This window comes from Polyangium fumosum (assembly GCF_005144585.1).
Lineage (GTDB): Bacteria > Myxococcota_A > Polyangia > Polyangiales > Polyangiaceae > Polyangium > Polyangium fumosum.
Genome location: NZ_SSMQ01000021.1, coordinates 149,515 through 171,292, shown reverse-complemented (window position 1 = coordinate 171,292; position 21,778 = coordinate 149,515). Strand labels below are relative to the sequence as shown.

Here is a 21,778-nt window from a genome sequence, read left to right as displayed (position 1 = left end):
GGACGGGCGGGGGAGGGGGCGCGGGGCCTCGCTCCGTTCGTCGGAGCGAGGCCTCGGGGATCAGCGCGGCGCCGTGGGGTTCGGCGTGGCGGGCTTCGCGGGCGCAGGCGGCTTCGCAGGCACGGCGCCGGGCTTCGGCGCTGCGGGCGCAGGAGCGGCACCAGGCTTCGGCGCTGCGGGTGCAGGAGCGGCGCCGGGCTTGCCGGGTTTGTCCTTGCCGTCGGCCGGTTTGTCCGCGCCTTCCTCCTTCGGCGCCTCGGGCTGCAGTTGCTCCCCGGAGCGCGGGAGAGTGCTGCCAGGAAGGGTCGGATCCTTCGTGTCGAGCACGCCGTTCCCCTTGGGAAGGATGCCGCCGCTCGGCAAGGTGCTGCCGCCGTTCAGCACGCCGTTGCCGTTGATCACGCCCTCGCCGTCGAGCGTCTTGTCGCCCGGCGAGAGGACCGTGCCGCCGCCGCCCACGGCTGTGCCGGGCGCGCTGCCCTGGCCCTTGATGCGGAAGACGACGCGGCGGTTCGTCTGCGTCATGAACTTGCAGTCTTCTGAGAGCTCTTCATCCTTCCCGAGGCACATCGAGTCGTCGTAGATGGGTTTGGAATGACCGTACCCCTTCGCGGTGAGGCGCGAGGGATCGATCCCCCTCTGGATCATGTACGCCCGGACGCTCTCCACGCGGCGCTGCGAGAGGTTGTGGTTGTACACGTCGCCCGCGCGCACGTCGGTGTGGCCCTCGATCTCGACGGCGCGGATCTCGGGGTTGTCCCGGAGGACCGTGATGACCGCTTCGATCACCTTCTTCGAATCGTCGAGGATGATGTCCTTGTCCGTCGCGAAGTGGACCTGATCGAGGATCTTGATCTCGTCCCCCTTCACGAACGCGCCGGGACAACCGCCGCGGCCGCCCGCGAGCATCGGGCACTTGTCGTCGCGATCGGGGACGCCGTCCTTGTCGGAGTCGGAGTCGGGGCAGCCCATGTTCTGCGGGACGCCCGGCAGCTCGGGGCAATGATCCGCGTCGCCGATGAGGCCGTCGTGATCGGGATCCTCGCTGTCGACCTGCTTCAGGCGATCGATCTCCTGCTGCTCACGCGACTTCGAAGGTTGCCACGTGAGCCCCGCGAACGCGCGGAAGACGGGCGCGCCGAACCCGCAGTTCGCGCCGAACGTGCCGCCGACCGTGAGCGAGAAGCCGCTCGCCCACTGCCAGCGCATCGCCATGAGCGCCTCGGCCGGGACCTGCGAGGGGCTGTCCGGGAACTTCACCATCGAGACGCTGCCGTACACGCCGCCGAGCACGGACCAACCCCAGCGCTGCACGACGTACATCTCCGCGCCGATGCCGAAGTTCGCCATGTCGCCGACCTTCGTCCCGGCAAACTGTCGGTCGGGCCGGAACCAGACGCCGCCGTTTGCCGTGACGAGCAGGCCGAAGTTGAAGCGATAATCCGCGACGAGCCCGAGGCCGCCAGAGACGGCGCCGTCGCTGGCGAACGCGTTCTGATCCCCCGTGGGCAAGTTCAAGTTGCCCGTGACCGCCATGCCGAAGCCCTCTTTGATTTGGGCTTTCCGGTTCAGGTAGGGGATCGCAATCTTTGTGTTGAAACGAAGATCGCCGAGCGCGCTCGGCGAGATCTCGCCCTCGGTGCCGAGCGGCCTCAGGTTGTCGGACATCTGCCAGGCGACCAACGGCATCGCCATCGTGATGTCGAAGATGTCGTAGAAGCCGATGCCCGCGAGGGCCGTGACCTGAAGGCGCGCGCCGACGGCGCGGATCTGTTGCCCCGTCGTGATCGCCGCGACCGCGAGGGGATCGAGGCCGATGTCCGTGTAGATGCCGAACGTCGGCGAGAGATGGCTGACGACCTCGGATTTCTGGATCATCACGAGATCACGCGGGGCCGCGGAGGGCCGGAAGGTCTGCGCGTCGAAGCGGCCTTCTTCGGCGGCTTCCGCGACCACAGGCGCCACGGCGAGCGTCGCGAGCGAGAGCAAGAACGAGATCGATCGCTTCACGACTCACCTCGGAGGGTTGAACGGAGGCGGCGGCGGCCAAGCAGGCCAAGGACGGAGAGGACGAGCAATGCGGCTCCGGGCGCGCCACCTCCATGTCGACCGGGCCGTGCTGAGCATATCGTGGCGAGGGTGCCACCGCAATCGACGCCGTCGGGCATCGGGCCGAGCGCGCACTCCTTCGCGGTCTCCGTCTCGTTCCAGCGGCAGTGGTCGCTGCCGAGGCAGTCGACATTGGTCTTGCACGAGGGCGTGCAGGTGTTCGAGGAGAGGTTGCAGGTGCCGCCGCAGGGGCAGTGCGAGTCGGCGTAACAAGCGACGCAGGCCGTGCCGTTGCAATAAGGCGTCTCGGAGGAGCAGGTGAGCATGCAGCCCGTGCTGACCGTGCAGGTGTGGGTCGCCGTGTCGCAGGTCGAGCCCGCGCCGCATTGCGCGTCGTCGACACAACGCACGCACGCAGCGGCGGCGGCGTTCTGGCCGGAGCAGAAGGGCGTGTCGCCGCCGCAGCTATCGCAGCGCAATCCGCAGCGTTTGTCGCGGGTGCAGGGGGTGCAGGTGCCGCTGAGGCAGAAGGCGCCCTCGCCGCAATCCATGTCGTGGCGGCACTCGGCGCACGCGGTGCCGACGGGGCCGGGCAGGCAGAACGGATAGCGCGGCTGGGCCGTGCCGTTGACGACGATGACCTCGAGCGCGGTGCAGTTGACGCAGCCGTCGCCGCAGCAGGTCGGCGTGTTGTTCTCGGGGAGCGTGCCCTGGCAGCGGCCGACGGAGAGGTTGCAGATGCCGCCGCCGCACTCGGCGTCGGTCGTGCACTCGACGCAGCTCGGGTTGCCGTTCGGCTCGAGCGGGGCGCACTTCATCTGCTGGCCGTTCGCGCCGTCGGGACAGCAGTTGCAGGAGGCGCCGGCGCACTCGGCGCTCGTCGCGCAAGGCTCACACTTGTTCTCGATGCACGCCGCGCCCTTGGGGCAGTCGGAACTCTCATTGCACTCGTCGCAGGTCTTCGTGTCGGGGTTGCAGATGAACCCCTCCTTGCAGTCCTCGTCCGTCTTGCATGCGCCGCACTGGAGGGTGCCGTTGATGTTCACGCAGAACGGCGTGTCGACGCCGCAGGGCGAGCAGCTCGGGCCGCAGAGATCTTTGGTGTCGCAGGGGGCGCAAAGCGCGGCCGAGTTGCAGTATTGCCCCGGGTCGCAGCCGTTGTTGCCTCCCTGGTCGGCGAACTCGCGCCTGCACTGCTTGCAGACGCCGAGGTCGGGGTACGAGGGGCTGCCGCTCAGCGTCTGGAAAAACATCGTCTCGGGGAAGACCGTGAACCCCAAGTCATTGAGCTTCGTGATCGGCGGCACGTTCGCTTCTCGCTCGAAGTCCACGAAGTCCCCGACGAAGTAGGACATCTCGAGCGCGGCGTGCTCGATGAGCTCGACGTAGAGGATCTCGATCGGGTAGAGGCCGGCCTTCTGGAAGGTGACCTGGTTCGTCAAGCGGTAGGTGGTCGCGCCGAGTACGGGAGGGCGCGTGACGACGTTGTAGACGCCCTTGTTCTTGTCGTAGATGGTGAGGCTGACGGCGTCGTCCACGTAAAACCCGAAGTGAATGGGCTTGTTCACGAGGTCGGCCGTGACGTTGAGGTAGCCACGCATGCGGCTGCCGAACCTCGTCGACGTGTCATTCACGAAGAAATCGCAGCCGCCCGTCTTGCAGCCCTGATCGAGCGCGGCGTCGATGAAGTCGCCGTAGCTCAGCGCCTGGTTCGCGGCGTTGTTGTTGGACAGGTCGAGCAGCGTGCGGATGACGTGCTCCGTGCGATCGACGGCGTGCGCCTCGATGAACGCATTGACGTCGCCCGTGTAGTTGAGGAAGCCGCCGAACTCGTTGACGCTCGCCGCGATCGCCGAGGCCGCGCAGAGGCCCGTGCCGAGGCCGTCGAGCGGGTCCGAAACGCCCTCCGGGATCGTGACCGGCGCAGCGCTCGCGACCCGAGGAGCCATCGCGAGGAGGGCGACTGAAGCAAGGAGGATTCGTCTGAGTTCCATGTCACCGTCGGCCTTCGCGCCGCACTCCGCGGCACTGCCGCGGACCCTACCACGGACCGCGTGATCCGTACAAGATCGCAGGCTTACGGCGCAGCCCGAGGACGGCCGCGGAGGACAGGGGATCGTCGACCGTCGTCGTCGGATCCGTGCGCGTCAGAGCCACTCCGGTCGTACGCGTTCGTATGAATCTTCGCCGGAGCGGCAGAGCTGGGCGAGGTAGCCGACGCGCGGCAGCTCGGTGCGAATCCAATACTGGGCGGCCGAGGCGATGCCGTTGTAAAAATCGTGATCCTGCGGGCGATCCTGCTGGTTTTTTTGCGCCGTGGCCGCGAGGCGCAGCCACGTCCAGCCGATCACCATGGTGGAGGCGAGGTCGAGGTAATCGGCGCTGTGCAGGAGCATGCCTCGGACGTCTCCCTGCGCGCCGAGCGCGCCGAGGTGGAGCGTGACCTGCCGCATGGCCATCGCCGCGCCCTCGACGCGCTGGACGAGATCGGGGTGGACGCCCGCGTCGCGCGCGCCGTCGCAGGTGGCCGCGATCTCTTCGAGCAGCGCGCCGAACGCGGCGCCGCCGGCCGCGATGACCTTGCGGCCGAGCAGGTCGAGCGACTGGATGCCCGTCGTTCCCTCGTGGATGCTGTTGAGCTTCTGATCGCGTAGCCAGGCCTCGGGGAGGTATTCGCTCGTGTAGCCGTAGCCGCCGAGGACCTGCACGGCGAGCGCGTTCGACTCGAAGCCACGCTCGGCCGGGAAGCTCTTGGCGATGGGCGTGAGCAGGTCGAGCAGCATGGCGGCGCGCGCGCGGGAGGTCTCTTCCGTGGCATGCTCGGCGAGATCCGAGAGGCGCGCCGTGAGGCCGAGGAGCGCGATGCTGCCCCACGCGATGGCCTTCTGGCGAAGGAGCATGCGGCGGACGTCGGCGTGCTCGAGGATGGGGACCTGCGGCGTGCGCGGATCCTTGTCGCCGAGCGAGCGGCCCTGGGGCCGGGTCTTCGCGTATTCGAGCGACTCGTGGAACGCGACCGAGGCGGTGGAAGCGCCATTCATGCCAATCATGAGGCGCGCCTCGTTCATCATCTGGAACATGTACGAAATGCCCCGGTGAGGCTCGCCGACGAGATATCCGTGGCAATCGCCCGCCTCGCCGAAATTGAGGGCGAGGCTCGGCAGGCCGCGCCAGCCGATCTTGTGGATCACGCCGGCGACCTCGACGTCGTTCGGGACGAGGCCGCCCCGCTCGGAGCGGAGTTTGGGGATCGCAAAGAGGCTGACACCCTTGATGCCGGGCGGCGCGCCGTCGATGCGGGCCAGCGTCAAGTGGACGATGTTCTCGGTGAGGTCGTGATCACCACCCGAGATGAAGATCTTCGAGCCTTTGATGAGGTAATGGCCGCCCTCCGCGGGCGTGGCGCGGGTCTCGACGTCGCTCAAGCTGCTGCCGGCCTGGGGCTCGGTGAGGGCCATGGTGCCGGTCCACTCGCCGCGATAAAGCCGGCCCATGAAGCGCTCTTTGAGCTCGTCCGAGCCGAAGGATTCGAGCAAGCGAGCAGCGCCCGTGGTGAGGCCGAGATACCCGTACGCCGAGAGGTTCGCCGCCATGAGATAACTCGCGGCGAGGGAGGCGACCGTGAGCGGGAGCATCTGGCCGTACGCGTCGGGCGGGCGCGTGGCCGAGAGGACGCCGAGCTCGACGAGGCGCGGATAGATGTCGTGCATGGCGCGGTGGACCCGCACGCGGCCGTTTTCGAGGCGCGGCGGGGCCTCGTCCATCGGCTTGTACGCCGGGAAGAGCAGCTCGCGCGCGAGCCTGCGCGCCGTGCCGAGGTAGATCCCCACGGTCTCGGGCGTGTGCTCGGCGAAATCGGGCAGGGCGAGCAAGCCTGCGAGGTCGAGCACCTCGTAGAGGAGGAAGTCGACGAATCGATCGCTGACCAGGGGGTTCGTGGACGACATCGCGCGGCGCACGTGATGCCAGCCGCGAGGCGGTGTCAAGCGTGGGGAGCATACGCGGACGCCGTCGCGGCGGCGGCGCGCGGGGCGAGCGACGTGGGCACGATGAAGGAAGGATCGATCGGAGTGCCATTCACGAGCATCTTGAACGCCGCGTACCGCGGGGCGCGCGACTCCCAAAGCGTGAAGCCGAGGGACGCGTGCCGGAGGTCCTGCACCCAGGTCGCGATGTGCGTGTCCCACGCCGCGCCGAAGCTCGGGAGCGCGCGGGCGAGGCGGTCGAACTCGGCGATGGCCTCGTCGTGGTCGCGGATGATGCGCCGCACGGCCTCGAGCATGGTGAGCCCTTGCTCCTCGCGGAGCGCGAGGATGACGTTGACGTAGCCCGAGGCCCAGTCCTTGCCGAGGCTCCAGATGTCGTTGCCGAAGCCGACGATCTTGCCGGAGAGGGTCTTCAAGGCGAGCGCGGTCTCGTGGGCGTGGAAGTCCGGCGGGAGCTCGATGCCCCGCGCGTATTCGAGGAGGTAGCCCGTCGCGGCCATTCCGATGGTGTCGATGCGCGAGCGGAGCGCCTCTTCGTACGAGATGTGGGCGAGCCCCGCGCGGCGCTGCTTCGAGGTGCGCGCTTCCTTGAGCGCGGCCGTGCTCCAGGTGTCCATGGCCTCGCAGAGGGTCGCCATCCAGGCGGGGCTCATGGTCGTGGCGAGCTCGCGGAGCAGGGCCGACCACGTGGCGCCGAAGAGGGTGGTGACGCCGGAGGCGCTGGGCTCGAGGACGGCCGGGCCGCAGAAGGGGAAGGTGCGCTCGCGGCCCTCGACGTCGACGTCGTCCCAAAGCAGCCAGAGCGAGAGGTATTTGGCGAGGAGCAAGAGCTCGCGCGGGGCCGCGAGCGGGAAGGGCATGCCCGCATAGTCGGCCGGCGCGAAGGTGCGGACGATCCAGATCGAGCGCTCGCCGAAGCCGAGCTCGCGGAACCACGCGAGCGTCTCTTCTTCGATCCGCGCCGCGTGCACGTTCACGAGCGGATCGGGCCACCAGTGGCGCGGGATCCCGAGCGCGAGGTCCGGCGCGTGAGGCGCCGTGATTTCCCTGGCAGGACAAACCGTGATGGTCTCGTCGGGCCGTTCCTTGGCTGCAAGCATGATCGCCCCCCCAAAGCGCTCAAGCGCTGCGCTGCAATCTCTCTTTCCGTTTGACCTCGGCGAGCCAGGCGCGCGCGTCCGCTTCGCGGTCGAAGAACTTGATCTGCCCGCGCAGATCCACGTGGAGCAATCGAATCGCCTTCGTGATCATCGACACGACCACGCGGAGGTGAAAATCGGCGCCGAACACGGCGGTGGCGCGCGGGTTCAGGGCCAGCATGCCGCCCACGGCGTGGCGCCGGACGAGCTCCGTCACCTGTCCCGTACGAGACAGATCCACGAGCAAGTCGACGGGCTCGTGCCGCCGCATGGTCTCTTCGAGCGCCGCGTTCATCCGCGCGACGATGTCGGCGTCGAGGTCGCCGACATACGTCACGAAGCAGGTGTTCGGCGGCTCGAAGCACATCCGGCTCGAACCAAAGTCGTATCGAATTCCTTGTTCCTGCATGGCTAGAAGCACGTGAGAGCCTTTCCACAACAAGGCCAAGCGCCTAGGTCGCCCACCCCCAGGGGTGCACGCGTCATGCCCGGGCAGCTTGGTCGATCAAGACACCAGGGAATCCACAGACGGTCGGGAAATTCGCGCGAGCCAGATTGCAGCCGTGCATGCATTGCATGCGAGCAGGATTCCGTCGTGCGGCGTGGGTACGGCATGCACACCGCATCCAGCGGCGACGTCCCGGAGAGGCGGGCCATTTCGAGCAATTCGGGCTCGTTTTGGGAGGCGCGACGTCCCGGGTGCGCGCCGCATTCCAAGGCTCGGCGGACGGGGACGAATTCGTCAATCGGAGGGTGACGCGACGTTCAGAACGTCCACTGAAGCGCGCCGCCGCGCGGAGAGACGAATACCTGCGGGCGCGCCCACGACGGTTGCTCCGAGATCGTTCGCCCACCGACCACGGCGATGGGGATGCCAATCAACATGCCGAGGCCGCCGCCGAGGATCAGGCCGAGCGACGCCGAGCGCTTCTCCGCCGCGGGACAGTCGGTGCATTCGGTTTGCGGGAGATCCGCCCGGATCACGAGCCCCGTGACGACGCCGAGCAGCCCCGCGCCGGCGAGGATCGTGCCGACGTAGAACGCCGTCGGGCTCGCCATTTTCGTCGGGGTCTCGGACAACTCCCGCTGTTCGATCGTGTAGGTCGTGGGTCCCGGGCGCGGGGGCGGCGGCGCGGGAGGAGGTGGCGGGAGGGCTTCAGGTTCGTCGCGGGGCACCCAGCCCGGGGGTTCGTCCGCGTGTGCGGACGAGGTGGTGAAGGAGACGAAGAAACAAGCAAGGATAAGGGGAGCGAAGTTTCGGCGCATACGATGGAGCGTACCGGGCGCGGGCGCAGAGGCAATGCGAGGGCCGGTTCTAGACGCCGCTCCACGCCTTCCAGAGGTCGAGGATCCGCATGTGCAGCGGGACCGCCTCGAGGAAGGTCCGGGCGTAGGCCGGATCCGCGATGCGCGCAGCGCGGGCGAGGAGATCCGCGCGGGCGTCTTCGATCGTGGCGCGGGCCTCGCCGTGCTTGTCGACGGCCCAAAGGGCTTCGGCGCGCGTGAGGACGATGCGCGCGTGGGCGCTCGTGTGCCGCATGCCGATCTCGGCCGTCTGTGCGAGCGCGCTCTCGGTGAGCTCGACGGCGCTCGCGGGACGGCCCTCGGCGAGCTCGAGCGCTGCGTGGCCCGCGAGCGCCCATATCCGCCCGAGCGGGAGGAGCTCGACGAGCGGCGCGACGGCCGTGAGGAGGCGCCGAGCCGCGTCGAGGTCGCCACGACGCAGATGCGCTTCGAGGATGAAGTACTGCACGCTCACGCTGATCACTCCCTCGCTATGCGTGGCGGCCTCGTCCGCGACGGTGGTGCCGAGCGTGATGGCCTCGTCCAGCGCGCCGCGCTCGACGAGGAGCCCGGCGCGGAAGCAGCCGGCGAGGAGCGCGGAGACGCTGTCGGCCGACGCGATCGCGAGGGCGAGCTCGAACTCGCGTTCGGCCTCGTCGTACGCGCCGAGCAGCACGAGGTCGAGGCCCACATGGGCGCGGAGCAGCGGCAGGAACCGTCGATCGCCCGAGACCATGAAGTTCGCGATGGCCTCGCGCTCGATGCCGAGCGCCGTGTACGGATCCTGCTCGGCGTACCTATGCCAGTAGCCGCGGGCGTAGCCGAAGCGGCCGGCGACGGACGGATCACGGGCGAGGAGAGGGCCGACGACCTGCTCCATGCGGCGCAGGAAACGCTCGGCCATGGCGCGTTCACCCATGACGAGCTGCGAGATGATCGCAGAGCTGTAGGCGAACGAGAGCGCGGGGATGGCGTCTTCGGCGGGCTCGATGCGGTAGAGCTCGCCCATGAGGGCGTCGAGGGCGTCTTTCTTGCGCAGGAGCAAGGCGCTGCCCAGGGCGGCGCCGAGCGCGCGGCCGTACTCCTTGCTGCCCGAGCGCGCGCTCTCGAGCGCCTCCATGGCCGCCTCGTAGGCCTTCGCGGAGGAGCTCGTCCAGTTCCACGCGTCGGCGCGGATCGCGCGGAGCTGGGCCACGATGTCCGCGCGTGGGTTCGCCACGAGGCCCCGATCCGTGAAGCTCACGGCCGCGGAGAAATCACCGGCCGAGAGCGCGAGTTCGGCCGCGGCCGCGAAGAACTCGGCCGAGCGCTCCATGTCGCCCGAGCTTTCGAAGTGATCGGCCAGGATCGTCGGGTCCGTCTCGCCCGACGCGAGCAGCCACTCGGCCGCGAGCGCATGTCCGCGTCGGCGATCACGCTCGGTGAGCATCGCGTACGAACCCTCGCGTACGAGCGCATGGCGGAAGGCATACTCCTCCTCGCCGAGGAAGCGGGTCTCGCGGCGGCGCACGATGAGCTCGCGCTCGCAGAGGCGATCGAGCAGACCGACGCGACCGTTCGGCAAGGACGCGTCGCCGATGAGCGCGGCGACGCCGCCCCACCAGAACGACTGGCCGAAGACGCTCGCCGCGCGCAGGACGCGCCGCGCCTCGGGTTCGAGCGAGAGGAGGCGCGCCTCGACCATGCCGAGCACAGTCTCGGGCAGATCACGGCCGCGGCCCTCGGCCACGGCGCGGATGAGCTCTTCGAGGTAGAAGGCGTTGCCCGCGGCGCGATCGACGAGGCGCTGGATCTCCTCCTCGCACATGACTTCACCCAAGAAATGCTGGACGAGCCGCTCGGCCGCGCGGCGCCCGAGCTCGCCGAGGCGCACTTCGAGCAGCTCCCGATCGGCCCAGATCTTCGGGAAGAGATCGTGCAGCTCCGGCCGGGCGAGCGCGAGCACGGCGAAGCGGCGCTCGCCCTGCACCGCGAGGGCCGCGTCGACGAGCTTGATCGATGCGCGGTCGCCCCAGTGCAGATCCTCGAGGACGACCACGAGCGGGCGCACGACCGAGAGCGCCTCGACGAAGTCGATCCACGCCTCGCGGATGCGATCGGCCATGAGCGTGGCGTTCTGGCGCGCGGCGCGGAGGTCGGGGCGCTCGTCGCCCGCGGGCGCGCCGACCATCTCGCCGAGGAACGCCGTGACGCGGGCGCGATCGTCGCCTTCGACGTAGGTCGCGACGAGCGCTTCGAGCTTGAGCCTGCGCGAGGCGACGGGCTCGCCGATGCCGATCTGGGCCATCGTGCGGATGGCGGAGCCGAGGATGGAGAAGGCCGATCCCGCGCCGATCGGATCGCCGCGGCCGATGGCGATTGCGGGCTCCACGGCGCCGCGGCGGAGCTGCTCGACGAGCTCGTGCCGCAGGCGTGACTTGCCCATGCCGGGCAGGCCGAGCACGACGGCGACGCGCGGCTTGCCTTCGTCGAGGCCTTCTTCGAGGAAGTCGCGCACGCTGCGGAGCTCACGCTCGCGGCCGAGGTACGGGCTCGGCTTGCCGAGCAGCGTGCGCGTGCCCGAACCGACCTCGCGCTCGCCGCGCAGGAAGATCCCGTCGGCGCCTGCGCTCACGTCGAAGCGCACGTCGAGCAGGGCTTGTGTCGAGGCGTCGATCCGCACGGCGCCCGCCTCTTCGCCGAGATCCAGCAGGGCGGCGGCGCGCTTCGAGATCGAGCCGAGCGCGAGCCCGTGCGAGGTCTCCTCGCGCCCCGTGACGAGCACGATGCGGGCCTCGGGGGCGAGGGCGCGCAGGCGGAGCGCGGCGCGGGCTGCGCGTGCGGCCTGATCGGTGGGGTTGCCGCGACCGACGAGGCCGAGGAGCAGCGCGCCGCCGTCGATCTCCTCCACGCGGGCGCCGAGCTTCGCGATCTCCTGCTCGATGGCCGCGATCCGATCCCGCGGCAAGAACCGCGACGGCGCCTCCTTGCCGTCGGGGAGCGAGGGCGGCAGCGCGGCGACGATGCTGAGCAGTTGCCGTTCGCTGTCGGTGATGACCTCTGCGGAGGCTGTTTGCACGGGCGTGGCGTTGCCCTCGACGGGGCCGAGCGCGACGAGCGCGCGCAGGGCGGCGCCTGCGTCGGAGGGCCGGCTCGCCACGTCCTTCGAGAGCATGCTGGACACGAGATCGTCGAGGGCCTGAGGCACGTCGGGGCGCAGGTCGCGCACGCGCGGGGCCTCGGCGAGCAAGAGGCTCGCGAGGATCGCGAACGCGTGCTCGCCGTCGAAGGCGGGCTGCCCGGTGAGGCACTCGAAGAGCACGGCGCCGAGGGAAAAGACATCCGCGCGCGCGTCGACGCCGGCCTTGTCGGCGCGCGCTTGCTCGGGCGCCATGTAGCCCGGCGTGCCCACGATCGTGCCGGTGAGGGTCAAGCGACCGCGACCTCGATCCCGCGCGACGCCGAAGTCGAGCACTTTTACGCGCTCGATCTCGCCGCGTTCGAGGAAGAGGTTGCTGGGTTTGATGTCGCGGTGGACGACGCCGCGCGCGTGGGCTGTGGCGAGGGCGTCGGCGACGCGCACGGCGAGCGTGATGCACTCTTCGAGGCGCAGGCCTTGTCGGCCGAGGCGCGCGGCGAGGCTCTCGCCTTCGAGCCACTCCATGGCGAGCCAGGGGGCGCCCGTGGGGGCGACGCCGTGATCGACGTAGCGCACGATGTGCGGGTGGCCGAGCGCCTCGAGCACGCGGGCTTCTTGCGCGAGCCGTTCGCTGTTCGAGAGCTCCGACGCGCGGAGGAGCTTCACGGCGACGACGTGTCCGGTCTGGAGATCCTCGGCGCGATACACTTCCCCCATGCCGCCCACGCCGGCCAGGCGCTCGACACGGAAGCGCTCACCGATGATGTCCCCAGGGCGCATGCGCGAACCAGGATTCTGACCCGGGAGCCTCCGGGAGCCAAGCAGAGGCGCGTTGCGCGCGTGTGAAGGTGACCGAGGACCCGCGCGCGCCGCGTCCGAAATGGAGTTTGCCTTGACAGGGCGCGAGGATCGTGCGTGTGGGCCGGCTTCGAAAGATCCGCCGATTGGATCAAAAGCCCCGCCCTGTCGTGCTTTGGCGGAGAGGGCTACGTCTTGCTTGCCGGCGGTCCGATGACCGTCGGTCCAAGGAGAGCGCGTGATGAAAACGGACGAGCACGGAAAACATGCGGTGATCTTCGAGCGCGAGCGTGCATTGCAGTACGACAGCCAGGTGCGCCTCTCGATCGTGGGCTACGAGGCCATGCACCAGGTCGCCGCGGAGGTGCTCGTCGCGGCGCTCGCGGACCAGAAGGCCGCGTCGCTTTTGATGGTCGGCATCGGGACCGGGAGCGAGGTGAAGCCGTTCGCGCGCTACGCAGGATCCGCCTTTCAATTCACGGGCGTCGATCCCTCGCCGGAGATGCTCGCCATTGCCAGGGAGAAGCTCGAGGCGGCAGGCCTGCTCGAACGGACGAGCCTGCATGCCTGCGAGCTCCGTGATCTCCCGCGCGGGCCCTTGTTCGACGGCGCGCAGATGATCGGCGTCCTGCATCATCTTCCGGATGACGATGCGCGTATCGCGCTCCTGCGGGAGATCGCCGGGCGGCTCGCGCCGGGGGCGCACTTCGTGATCGGTTGTCGGGTTGGAGATGAGCCGCTGCTCAGGGCCGTCGAGGAGCAGCGGATCGTATTGAATGGCAAGCCGCCCGAGGTGGTGGAGCACCGACGGAAGGCAATGGCATCGCTGCGGATCCCGGCCTCGGATGCCGAGGTCTTCGCGCTCCTGGCCCAGGCAGGCTTCACGGCGCCCCGTTTCATCTTCGGCGAGCTTCAGTTCCGCGTCTGGGTGACGCGCTACGAGCCATCCTCGATCGGTGCGTGAACGACGCCGCGCGCCCCGCGGCTATCGCCACTGCGTCATGATCTCCACCAGCCGATCGAGATTGTAGGGCTTCTGCAGCACGGGCCGGCCGCGATCGGACTCGCGCAGCCCTGCTTTCCCATATCCCGTCATGAAGACGAACGGGAGACCCCGCTCGGCGAGGATGTCGGCCACGGCATAGACCTTCTCGCCGGCGATGTTGATGTCCAGTCCCGCCCCATCGATCACCGCCTCGCGGGCCAACCGAAGCGCGTCCTTCATGTTCGAGGCCGGGCCGATCACCTCGCAGCCGAGGTCGGTCAGCGCGTCTTCGAGGAACGAGGCAATCAAGGCTTCATCCTCGACGATGAGGACACGGAGTCCCTGCAGCACGCCCGCATTCTTGGGATCCACGGTCATCATGCGGCCACGCGCTCCAAGGGCAGGTCCATCACGCAACGCACGCCCTCGGGCAGGAATTCGAGGTGCACTTCGCTTTCGAGCTGGCGCCCGAGGTCACGTTCGATCAGGCGCGAGCCGAATCCCTTGCGGCGCGGCACCCGCACCGGCGGCCCGTGCATCTCCTGCCATTCCAGGTGGAGCCGCCGTTCGGCCGCGCAGGTGTTCACGTTCCACGTGACCTGGACGTGACCGGACGGCAGCGATAACGCTCCGTACTTGGCCGCGTTGGTCGATAATTCGTGGAAGACCATGCCGAGCGTCACCGCTGCCTCCGGACGGAGGCGCACATCCTGACCGGCCAGGCTGAAGCGGCCGGCGTCGCCATTGGCGTGCGGCGCCAGCTCGGCGCATACGATATCGCGGAGGCTGGCGCTCTGCCAGGAGGTCTGGTTCAAGAGGTTGTGCGTCTGGGACAGGGCCAGCAGCCGGGCCATGAAGGCTTCCGTGAAGGCCTTGGGCGAATCCGCCATGCGCAGCGTCTGCGCGGCGATTGCCTGTACGATCACCAGCGTGTTCTTCACCCGATGGTTCAGCTCGTTCAGCAAGAGCTTCTGGAGCTCCTCCGCCTGCTTGCGCTCGGTCAAGTCGAGGACGAACGCCACCCCCTCGCTCTCCGACCCCTCGAATCGTGCAACGCCGAGCAGCACCGGGATGCGGTTGCCGTCCTTCCGGAAAAATTCTTTCTCGAAAGGACCGAACTGGCCCGTCAAACGCACTTGCGCCCGCGCCCGCTCGTCGACGGCGTGATGCTCCGGAGGCGTGATCTTCATCCAGTCGAGGTTTCCCGAGACCAGATCCTCCCGGCTATAGCCGATGAAGCGCAGGAATGCATCGTTCGCGTCCGTGATCCTGCCATCCAGGTCCCAAAAATTGATCCCGATGATGTTGGCGTTCACCAGGCGTCGGATCCGCGCTTCCCTTTCCCGCAGCAAAAGCTCTGCCCGCTTTCGCTCGCTGTTTTCTTGCTGGAGCTGGGTATAGAGGCGCGCATTCTCCAGAGAAATGGCGGCCTGGGAGGCCAAAAGCTCCAGCATCGCGATCCGGTCGGCGGTGAAGACACGCGGGGTCAGGTTGTTCTCCAGATAAAGCATGCCCACCAGCGTGCCTTGCTTCACGAGGGCGAGGCAAAGCACGGAGCGGGGGCGCCGCTCGCGCACGTAGGCGTCCTCCGAGAACAGGTTGGGCGCGGCCGCGTCGTCGAGAATCACGGTCTCCCGCGTGCGAATCACGTAGTGCAGAATGGCCGTGGGAAGATCGGCCGGGGTGATGGGCGCCTCGCGCAGGGTGACCTCGACCCGGTCGCGCACGGTGACGACCTCGGCCTCGATGTCGCATTCGGCGCCATGGGGGCGGATCAAGAGGCCCCGCTCGGCGCCCGCGTGCTCGACCGCTATCGACAGCAGCGTCTCGATGAGCCGGTCGAGGACGAGCTCCCCGGAGACGGCCTGCGAGGCTTTGAGCACGGTGGCGAACTCGAGCTCCGCGCGCGAGGCGTCGAACAAGGCGGGAGGCCCGGGCGCGCCCCGATCCTGCTGCCGGCGCGTCGCCTCGCGCGGGAGGAGGTGCGGGAAGTCTCTCTCCAGGCGCTTCGTGACCCGAAAGGCGCCCCACCGAGCGTAGAGGCGATGCGCCTCGGTCATGTAGGCGCACGCCAAAAACTCCCTGCCGAGATCGATGTAATGGCGGGCGCAGAGCTCGCTGGCCAGCGCCGCGTCATGCAGGAATCGCCCCTCCCGCGCGGCGGCGATCCCGCGATCGTACAGGGTGCCCGCGCATTCGCGCCCCTCCACCCGGGCGAGCTCTGCCTGCAGGATCAGGCTGCGGTGGCGGAAGCTCGCCGGGCCGAGCTGCGCCCAGGACTCCACCTTGTGCGCGCCTTCCCTGAGCCTCGCGAGGTACGTTTCCCTGAGCGCTGGGGCGGCAGCGTCGGCGGCCCGCGAGAACGAAAGCGCGCCATAAAAAGAATAGCAGGGGCTCGCGTGCCATGCCGCGAGCATTCCCAGGCTCTCCGGGTCGGTCGAGCCCCATCGCTGCGCCACCTCCTCGTACGCGCCCTGAAAGACGCCGGCGAGGACCCCGAAGATGTTCAAGAAGTAAAGGGACGCCTGGTTGTTGATCCTGCGGGCCTCCTCGGCGACGGCGTCGATGTCCGCCCACGCCGCGTGCGTCCGTTCGCCCTCGGAAGTCGCGCAGAGCTTTTCGGCGACCTGCGCGACGGCCCCGACCATCCACGTGATCGCATTGAATTTGTCGAGCTTGCACAGCGGCAGATACTGCTTCGCCTCCTCGAGGATGTCGCGCAGGTGTGCCCCGCGAAGCAGGCTGTTCACGGTCGCGTTGCACGTGTTGTAAAAGGCCCAGATGTATTGCCCGGTCTCGATGCCGGCGTGGATGCCCTTGCGCAAGGAAGCCTTCGATTCCTCGTAGGTGTCCTTCCAGTGCTGGACCCACGCTCCCCACATGTTGCACAGCATGGATTCGGACTTCTTGTCCGGATGGATCTCGTTGAGGCGGACCGCCGCCCGCCCGAACGCATATCCCTTCTCGATCTCGTGCCTGGCGCACAGGACCGTCCCGAAATTCACGTACGCGTAGATCGAATTCTTCGAGACACCATGCTCGATCGAATTCTGTAGCATCCGCATCACCGTGATCTCGAAATTGTTCGTCCCGAGCTGATAGGTAGGCGAAAACATCTCTTGCAGGACATCCTGCAGGACGGCGATCTCGGGATCGTTCAGCGCGGGCAGGTCGACGAGCGATGCAATCGGGCGGTCCCCGATCATGGCGATCGTCCGTTCGAACTCGGCGGTGAGCATGTCGTCATCGGGGTAGGGCGGCAAATGGATGTCGAAGGCCCGCAGGGCCGCGAGCCCCTCTTCCAGGGCAGCAGGCAGATCGTTTTCGAGGATCTGCACGTTCATTTTCAGGCGCCGCACTTCGGTCTTGTGGAGGCGTCCCCTCGCATGATCGATGCAGCCCGCGAGGGTCGCGAGCGCGTCGTCGTGCCGCCCGCAGAGCGACTCCATCAATCCTTTTTTCGTGTGATAGACGAACGTCAGCTCGTACGCGGAGGTCCACGCGTCCTCGGGCAACATGGCCATGCCATGCTCCAGGTACTTCAACGCCGCGGTGAAGGCCGCCGACTCCTCGGCTCGCCCCGCAGCCTCGAGGTTGAGCCTGGCCGATTGCATGCGCTCGTGCGGGGCCCGGATCAGGTCGCCCGCGCTGTTCAAGTGATTGACGATGTCGAACAGGTTGCGCCCCTCGGCGAGGTCCAGCTTGCCGAGCAGGAGCTTTGCGATCCGGTCGTGGAACGCCGGTCGGTCTCCCTCGGGAATCAGCGAGTACGCAGCCTCCTGGATCTTGTCGTGCGCGAAGCGGTACTGCTGGTCGGCGCTCACGATCAACCCTTCCCCGAGGGCTTTGTCGAGGCTCCCGTACGTCTCCTCGGGAGGGCGCTCGCTGACGGTGTTCAGCACGTCCAGCGCGAACATGTTGCCGATCGCCGAGGCCAGCCGCAGCACCTCCTGCGTCGCCTGCGACAGGCGCCGGAGGGTCTCCACCATGAGGCTGAGGACGTTGTCGGTGCACCCGAGCCGCGCGATTTGCGGCAGGTCCCAGCCCCAACCCGCCTTGGGATCGAAGACGAGCACCTTCGTCTCGTAAAGGTGCCTCATGAACTGCTTGACGAAGAACGGGTTGCCCCTGGTCTTTTTCAGAACCGCGCTCGCGAGCGGAGCTCCGTCGGTGACCTGGAGGCTGTCGTTGATGAGCGCGATCAGGTGGACCCGCCGGAGGGGCTCGAGGACGATGTTCACCACGCCGAGTCCGCCCTTTTGAAGCGCCTTCAGCGCGACGAGGAAGGGATGTGTCGGGCTCACTTCGTTGTCGCGATACGCACCACAAAAGAAGAGTGATTTCATGTCCTCGTTCGCGAGGAGGGCCGTGATCAGGCTGAGGCTGGCCGAATCCACCCATTGCAGGTCGTCGAGGAACATGGCCAGCGGGTGGGCGTGGCTGGCAAACACCGAGACGAATGTTTGGAAGTAGAAATTGAATCGATTCTGTGCCTCGATCGGTCCGAGCGCAGGGATGGGCGGCTGCTCGCCGATGATGTGCTTCAGGAAAGGGAGGACGTCGCAGAGCACCTGACCGTTGCTCCCGAGGGCGCTCCGGATGGCGTCTCGCCACGTCGTGATTCTCTCCTCGCTTTCAGAGAGGAGCTGCTTGATGAGCGCGTCGAACGCCTGGACGATGGCGCTGTAGGGCGTGTCGCGGTTGTGCTGGTCGTATTTCCCGCTGATGTAGTAGCCCTTCTCGCGCGCCAGCGGCTTCAGGATCTCCTGGACGAGAGACGATTTGCCGATGCCCGAATAGCCCGAAACGAGGACGATCGCGCGCTTGCCCTGGAGCACGTCGTCGAACGACGTGATGAGCTTTCGGATGTCCCCTTCGCGGCCGTAGAGCTTCTGGTGGATCTGAAAGAGATCTCGCCTGTCGTACTGGCCGGGGCGGAAGGGGCCGATCCTGCCGGTGCGCTCCCATTGTGATCGACACGCTTCCAGATCGGCCTTCAGCCCATCGGCGCCATGATAGCGGTCTTCCGCGTTCTTGCTGAGGAGCTTCATCGTGATGGCCGAGAGCGCGTCGGGCACCTCGGAATGGATGTCCGAGGGGGGAGCCGGCTTCACGGCCATGTGAGCGTGCATCAGTTCGAGCGGATCCGCCGCCTCGAATGGCTTTCGCCCGGCGAGCATCTCGTAGAAGACGACCCCGAGCGAATACATGTCGGTGCGGTCGTCGACGCTGCGATTCATGCGGCCGGTCTGCTCGGGGGATGTGTAGGGGAGCACCTCCGAGAGGACGCGGGGGCTGTAGATCGCTTCTTTTTCACGCGTCACGATGGAATCGACGCCGAATCCCGTGAGTTTTACCTGACCTCCCGCGCCGAGCAGGATGTTCGGAGGCCGCACGTCGCCGTGGATGACACCACACCGGTGGATGTCGACCAGGGCTTCGGCCATCGAGACGGCGGCGTCCAGGAACGCGCGGAGGTCGAGCTTGCCGGGGAGCTTCGCGGACAGCGCGGTGCCCGGGAAAGACTCGGTGATGAGCATGAGCCCCTCCTCGTGCTCCTCGACATCGTGGACCTTGACGATCCTCTCCGAATCGATGCGCTTGATGATGCCGTAGGCGTGCTTGAACCGCGTGATGTCGGCAGCCATCCGTGCGGAGTCGATATGCAGCACCTTCACCGCCACCTCGACGCCGTCGGCCTCGCGGTAGGCCCGGTACGTGACGGATCCTGCGCTCTCGCCGGTCTTCGCGATGACGCGATACCCTTGGATCGGAACCATTCCTGGTTCGGTCGAAAGGTGCGTCATGGGGAGGCCCTCTGCATGGCCCGATGCCGAGCAGGCGCCAGCGCCCTCGCGGATGCAACCCTCCGAGCAGGAACGACGCGTCGACAGGGAAGCGGAACAAGACACGGCGCGAGCGTGCTGATCCGCAGGTACGACGGTCGGGGCAGATCGGCCGCAATGTCGTATCTCCGAAGTTCCCCCATATCGCATGCCTACAAACGTCCCTCCGCGCTGTCAACGTGGGCCCGCGGATAGGAAAATCGAGCGATTGCACCGCATCCACGCGCCCCATTTTCGTAAGGCGCCTCGTTCCCCCGTCGCCGGTCGTCGTCCGGAGATGGCAAAGATTTCTTCCGCGCGCGGCTTCCTCGAATTCGACGGCGCGCCAGACGGGCGAGCTTCGCGCCGGGAGGCCGAGGCTGCCCGGCGCATCGCAAGGACGCACGTCTGGCGCGTGCCCATCCCCGAAGCTAGACGAGCAGACGGGACGCCCCATGCCCTCTGCCCTCGAAGCCCGCGACATCCGCGTGATCCGCGAAGGACGCACCCTCGTCGACGGCGCCAGCCTCGTGGTCTCGTACGGCGAGAAGGTCGCGATTGCGGGCCCCTCCGGCAGCGGGAAGAGCACGTTTCTTCGGGCGATGGCGACGCTGATTCCGATCGACAGCGGGCATGTGCTGCTCGACGGGGTGGATGCGATCGCGTTGCCTCCGACCCGCTTTCGGACCCGCATCGCCTATCTGCCCCAGGCGCCGCCGATGCTGCCTGGCACCGTCGCGGACAACGTGGCTGCCGGGCCGGCGCTACGCGGCGAGACCCTCGCGCCCGAGCGGCAAATCGAGCTCTTGCGGGCCGTGGGGCTCGACGAAGCATTCCTCACGCGCGGGGCAAACGAGCTCTCGGGCGGAGAACGCCAGCGCGTCGCGCTGGCCCGCGCGCTCGCCAACGAACCGAAGGTGCTGCTCCTCGACGAGCCCACGGCCGCGCTCGATCCAGAGACGGCCCTGCAGGTGATCGAGCTCGTCCGCAGCATGGCGACCGCAGGGCGCGGCGTGGTGATGGTCACGCACATCGCGGCGCACGCAGAGGCGCTCTCTGGGAGGCGTTACGTCTTCCAGGCGGGGAAGCTCGTGGCCGTCGCGGAGGGGCCGTGAGCTACCTCGAGATCCCGCTGCCGCGGCTCGTAGTGACGCTCGGGCTCGTCGCGCTGGCGATCCTCGCCTCGCGCTGGAAGCGGCTCGACCTCGAGCGTGACCTCGCTTGGGGCGCGCTGCGCGGGGCCGTGCAACTTCTCGCCATCGGTCACGTGCTGCTCCTGCTCTTCAAGCATGAGCGGCCGGAATGGGTGGCGCTGGCCATCTCGGGGATGCTCGGCGTGGCCGCAGCGACCAGCGCGCGGCGCGTCGAGCACGGGCCCTCGGCGCGCACGCTGTTTCCTTATGCGCTTTTGGCCATCGTGCTCGGCTCCGTGGTGGCGCTGGCCCCGGTCTTCATCTTCGTCGTGCCTCTGCACCCGATGTACGAGGCGAGATATCTCGTGCCCATCAGCGGGATGATGATCGCCAGCGCCATGAACGTCGTGGCACAGGTCTTCGAGCGCATCTTCGCCGCTGCGCATGCACATGCAGGCGAGATCGAGCAGCTCCTCGCGCTCGGGGCGACGCCCGAGCAGGCGCTCGCCCGGCACGTGCGGGCCTCGGTGCGCGCCGCGATGATCCCCACCATCAACAGCCTGCTCACGGTCGGGCTCGTCGCGCTGCCGGGGATGATGACGGGTCAAATCGTGAGCGGCACGGCGCCCGAGCAGGCCGTGCGTTACCAGATCGTGATCCTGTATCAGCTCGTCGCCGTGGCTGCGGTCTCCGGGGTGCTCGCAGGGGAATTCGGAAGGCGCCTGCTCTTCACGCCGCACGCCCAGCTTCGCCTGCCCAAGCGCGCGCCGGCGAGCGACATGCGGGCGTAGCGCCGGGGTTTCACCCCGGGCCCCGACCAGGGGTTGTCCACCCCTGGACCCGGACCAGCCAGGGGCTGGACCCGGGGTCGATGAACTGCGCGATGCGCAGTTCATCGAACAGGCCCGGTCAAGACCGGCAGCGACGTTGTCAACCGAGACAGGCGCGCGGCCTTCCAGGGGGCCGGTGGCAAGAGTATGGGGAGGTTCGCTGGCGTCGGTTCGATGAGCTGCGCGATACGCAGTTCATCGATGAGGCCGTGTCTTCAAGCCTGGGGGCCGAGCCAAAAGGCGACGGGGACGTGTGTGCGAGGGATGGGGGCATGTGTCCGAAGAGACGACGTCGAGCCTCCGGAGACACGAGGTCGAGCCTCCGGAGGTACGAGGCCGTGTCTTGGAGGAACGGGGGCGATGGAAGGAGCGGCGGGCTCGTGGCGTCGAGAGATGGGCACGATGCAGGAGACCATAGGCTCATCGCCCGAAGACCTACGGCCCCATCACGTGGAGGGACGGAGCCGTGCTGTTTGGAACGTGAGGCCATCGCGTCACGCCACGACGTCATGCGACGAGGCGTTGGCCGCCGACCTGTCCGGCTTGCGGCCTTTGGTAGGCAAGATCATCCCTGACCTTGACCGGCGGCGGCGTTCCCCCACCAAGACAGCCGCGCTACGGCTCCTGCTGG

12 protein-coding genes are annotated in these 21,778 nt (G+C 67.9%); 3 read left to right on the top strand and 9 right to left on the bottom strand.

From position 1 onward, the window contains the following. Positions 1–60: 60 nt before the first annotated feature. The 7 genes from E8A74_RS21365 to E8A74_RS21335 all read right to left on the bottom strand — a co-directional run bounded on the left by E8A74_RS21365 (position 61) and on the right by E8A74_RS21335 (position 12,356). Positions 61–2,010 (bottom strand): OmpA family protein, encoded by a 1,950-nt coding sequence (locus E8A74_RS21365; protein WP_136930891.1) that lies wholly within the window; start codon positions 2,008–2,010, stop codon positions 61–63. After that, positions 2,007–3,998, bottom strand: a complete 1,992-nt coding sequence (traA, locus tag E8A74_RS21360) for an outer membrane exchange protein TraA family protein (protein ID WP_136930890.1) — start codon at positions 3,996–3,998, stop codon at positions 2,007–2,009. Before traA ends, E8A74_RS21365 begins: the two co-directional genes overlap by 4 nt. Before the next feature lie 198 nt (positions 3,999–4,196). After that, positions 4,197–5,996: an acyl-CoA dehydrogenase gene (locus E8A74_RS21355; RefSeq protein WP_136930889.1), complete on the bottom strand. Its 1,800-nt coding sequence runs from the start codon at positions 5,994–5,996 to the stop codon at positions 4,197–4,199. 35 nt (positions 5,997–6,031) lie between these two features. Further along, positions 6,032–7,135, bottom strand: coding sequence for a terpene synthase family protein (locus E8A74_RS21350; protein ID WP_136930888.1), 1,104 nt, complete (start codon positions 7,133–7,135; stop codon positions 6,032–6,034). A gap of 19 nt (positions 7,136–7,154) precedes the next feature. Next, positions 7,155–7,583 (bottom strand): SpoIIAA family protein, encoded by a 429-nt coding sequence (locus tag E8A74_RS21345; RefSeq protein ID WP_136930887.1) that lies wholly within the window; start codon positions 7,581–7,583, stop codon positions 7,155–7,157. A 356-nt stretch (positions 7,584–7,939) separates the two neighbouring features. Beyond that, on the bottom strand, positions 7,940–8,254 hold the full coding sequence (locus E8A74_RS21340) for a hypothetical protein (RefSeq protein ID WP_170229265.1): 315 nt from the start codon (positions 8,252–8,254) through the stop codon (positions 7,940–7,942). 235 nt (positions 8,255–8,489) lie between these two features. Continuing rightward, entirely contained in the window at positions 8,490–12,356 is a 3,867-nt protein-coding gene (locus tag E8A74_RS21335) for a serine/threonine-protein kinase (protein ID WP_136930885.1), read from the bottom strand. A 259-nt stretch (positions 12,357–12,615) separates the two neighbouring features. On the opposite strand from E8A74_RS21335, the gene E8A74_RS21330 reads away from it, so the two are divergent. After that, complete coding sequence (locus E8A74_RS21330) at positions 12,616–13,338, top strand: class I SAM-dependent methyltransferase (RefSeq protein ID WP_136930884.1); 723 nt, start codon at positions 12,616–12,618, stop codon at positions 13,336–13,338. A gap of 21 nt (positions 13,339–13,359) precedes the next feature. Here E8A74_RS21330 and E8A74_RS21325 read toward each other — a convergent pair whose 3' ends face one another. Both E8A74_RS21325 and E8A74_RS21320 read right to left on the bottom strand, forming a co-directional pair. Further along, entirely contained in the window at positions 13,360–13,737 is a 378-nt protein-coding gene (locus E8A74_RS21325) for a response regulator (RefSeq protein ID WP_136930902.1), read from the bottom strand. Beyond that, positions 13,737–19,166 carry an AAA family ATPase gene (locus E8A74_RS21320; protein ID WP_136930883.1) on the bottom strand — a complete coding sequence of 1,810 codons (5,430 nt, stop codon included), beginning with the start codon at positions 19,164–19,166 and terminating at the stop codon, positions 13,737–13,739. The genes E8A74_RS21325 and E8A74_RS21320 overlap by 1 nt, the downstream gene beginning before the upstream one ends. Positions 19,167–19,639: 473 nt before the next feature. On the opposite strand from E8A74_RS21320, the gene E8A74_RS52490 reads away from it, so the two are divergent. Both E8A74_RS52490 and E8A74_RS21310 read left to right on the top strand, forming a co-directional pair. Then, a complete protein-coding gene (locus E8A74_RS52490) occupies positions 19,640–20,299 on the top strand; it encodes an ABC transporter ATP-binding protein (RefSeq protein WP_170229264.1) in 660 nt (219 codons plus the stop codon). Continuing rightward, entirely contained in the window at positions 20,296–21,108 is an 813-nt protein-coding gene (locus E8A74_RS21310) for an ABC transporter permease (RefSeq protein ID WP_136930881.1), read from the top strand. The genes E8A74_RS52490 and E8A74_RS21310 overlap by 4 nt, the downstream gene beginning before the upstream one ends. Positions 21,109–21,778: the final 670 nt, after the last annotated feature.

What these genes read in the sequence shown, in the direction of transcription:
- E8A74_RS21355 (WP_136930889.1), bottom strand. Translation starts at nt 5,996, where the DNA reads ATGTCGTCCACGAACCCCCTGGTCAGCGATCGATTCGTCGACTTCCTC.
- E8A74_RS52490 (WP_170229264.1), top strand. Translation starts at nt 19,640, where the DNA reads ATGCCCTCTGCCCTCGAAGCCCGCGACATCCGCGTGATCCGCGAAGGA.
- traA (WP_136930890.1), bottom strand. Translation starts at nt 3,998, where the DNA reads ATGGCTCCTCGGGTCGCGAGCGCTGCGCCGGTCACGATCCCGGAGGGC.
- E8A74_RS21350 (WP_136930888.1), bottom strand. Translation starts at nt 7,135, where the DNA reads ATGCTTGCAGCCAAGGAACGGCCCGACGAGACCATCACGGTTTGTCCT.
- E8A74_RS21335 (WP_136930885.1), bottom strand. Translation starts at nt 12,356, where the DNA reads ATGCGCCCTGGGGACATCATCGGTGAGCGCTTCCGTGTCGAGCGCCTG.
- E8A74_RS21330 (WP_136930884.1), top strand. Translation starts at nt 12,616, where the DNA reads ATGAAAACGGACGAGCACGGAAAACATGCGGTGATCTTCGAGCGCGAG.
- E8A74_RS21325 (WP_136930902.1), bottom strand. Translation starts at nt 13,737, where the DNA reads ATGACCGTGGATCCCAAGAATGCGGGCGTGCTGCAGGGACTCCGTGTC.
- E8A74_RS21320 (WP_136930883.1), bottom strand. Translation starts at nt 19,166, where the DNA reads ATGACGCACCTTTCGACCGAACCAGGAATGGTTCCGATCCAAGGGTAT.
- E8A74_RS21345 (WP_136930887.1), bottom strand. Translation starts at nt 7,583, where the DNA reads ATGCAGGAACAAGGAATTCGATACGACTTTGGTTCGAGCCGGATGTGC.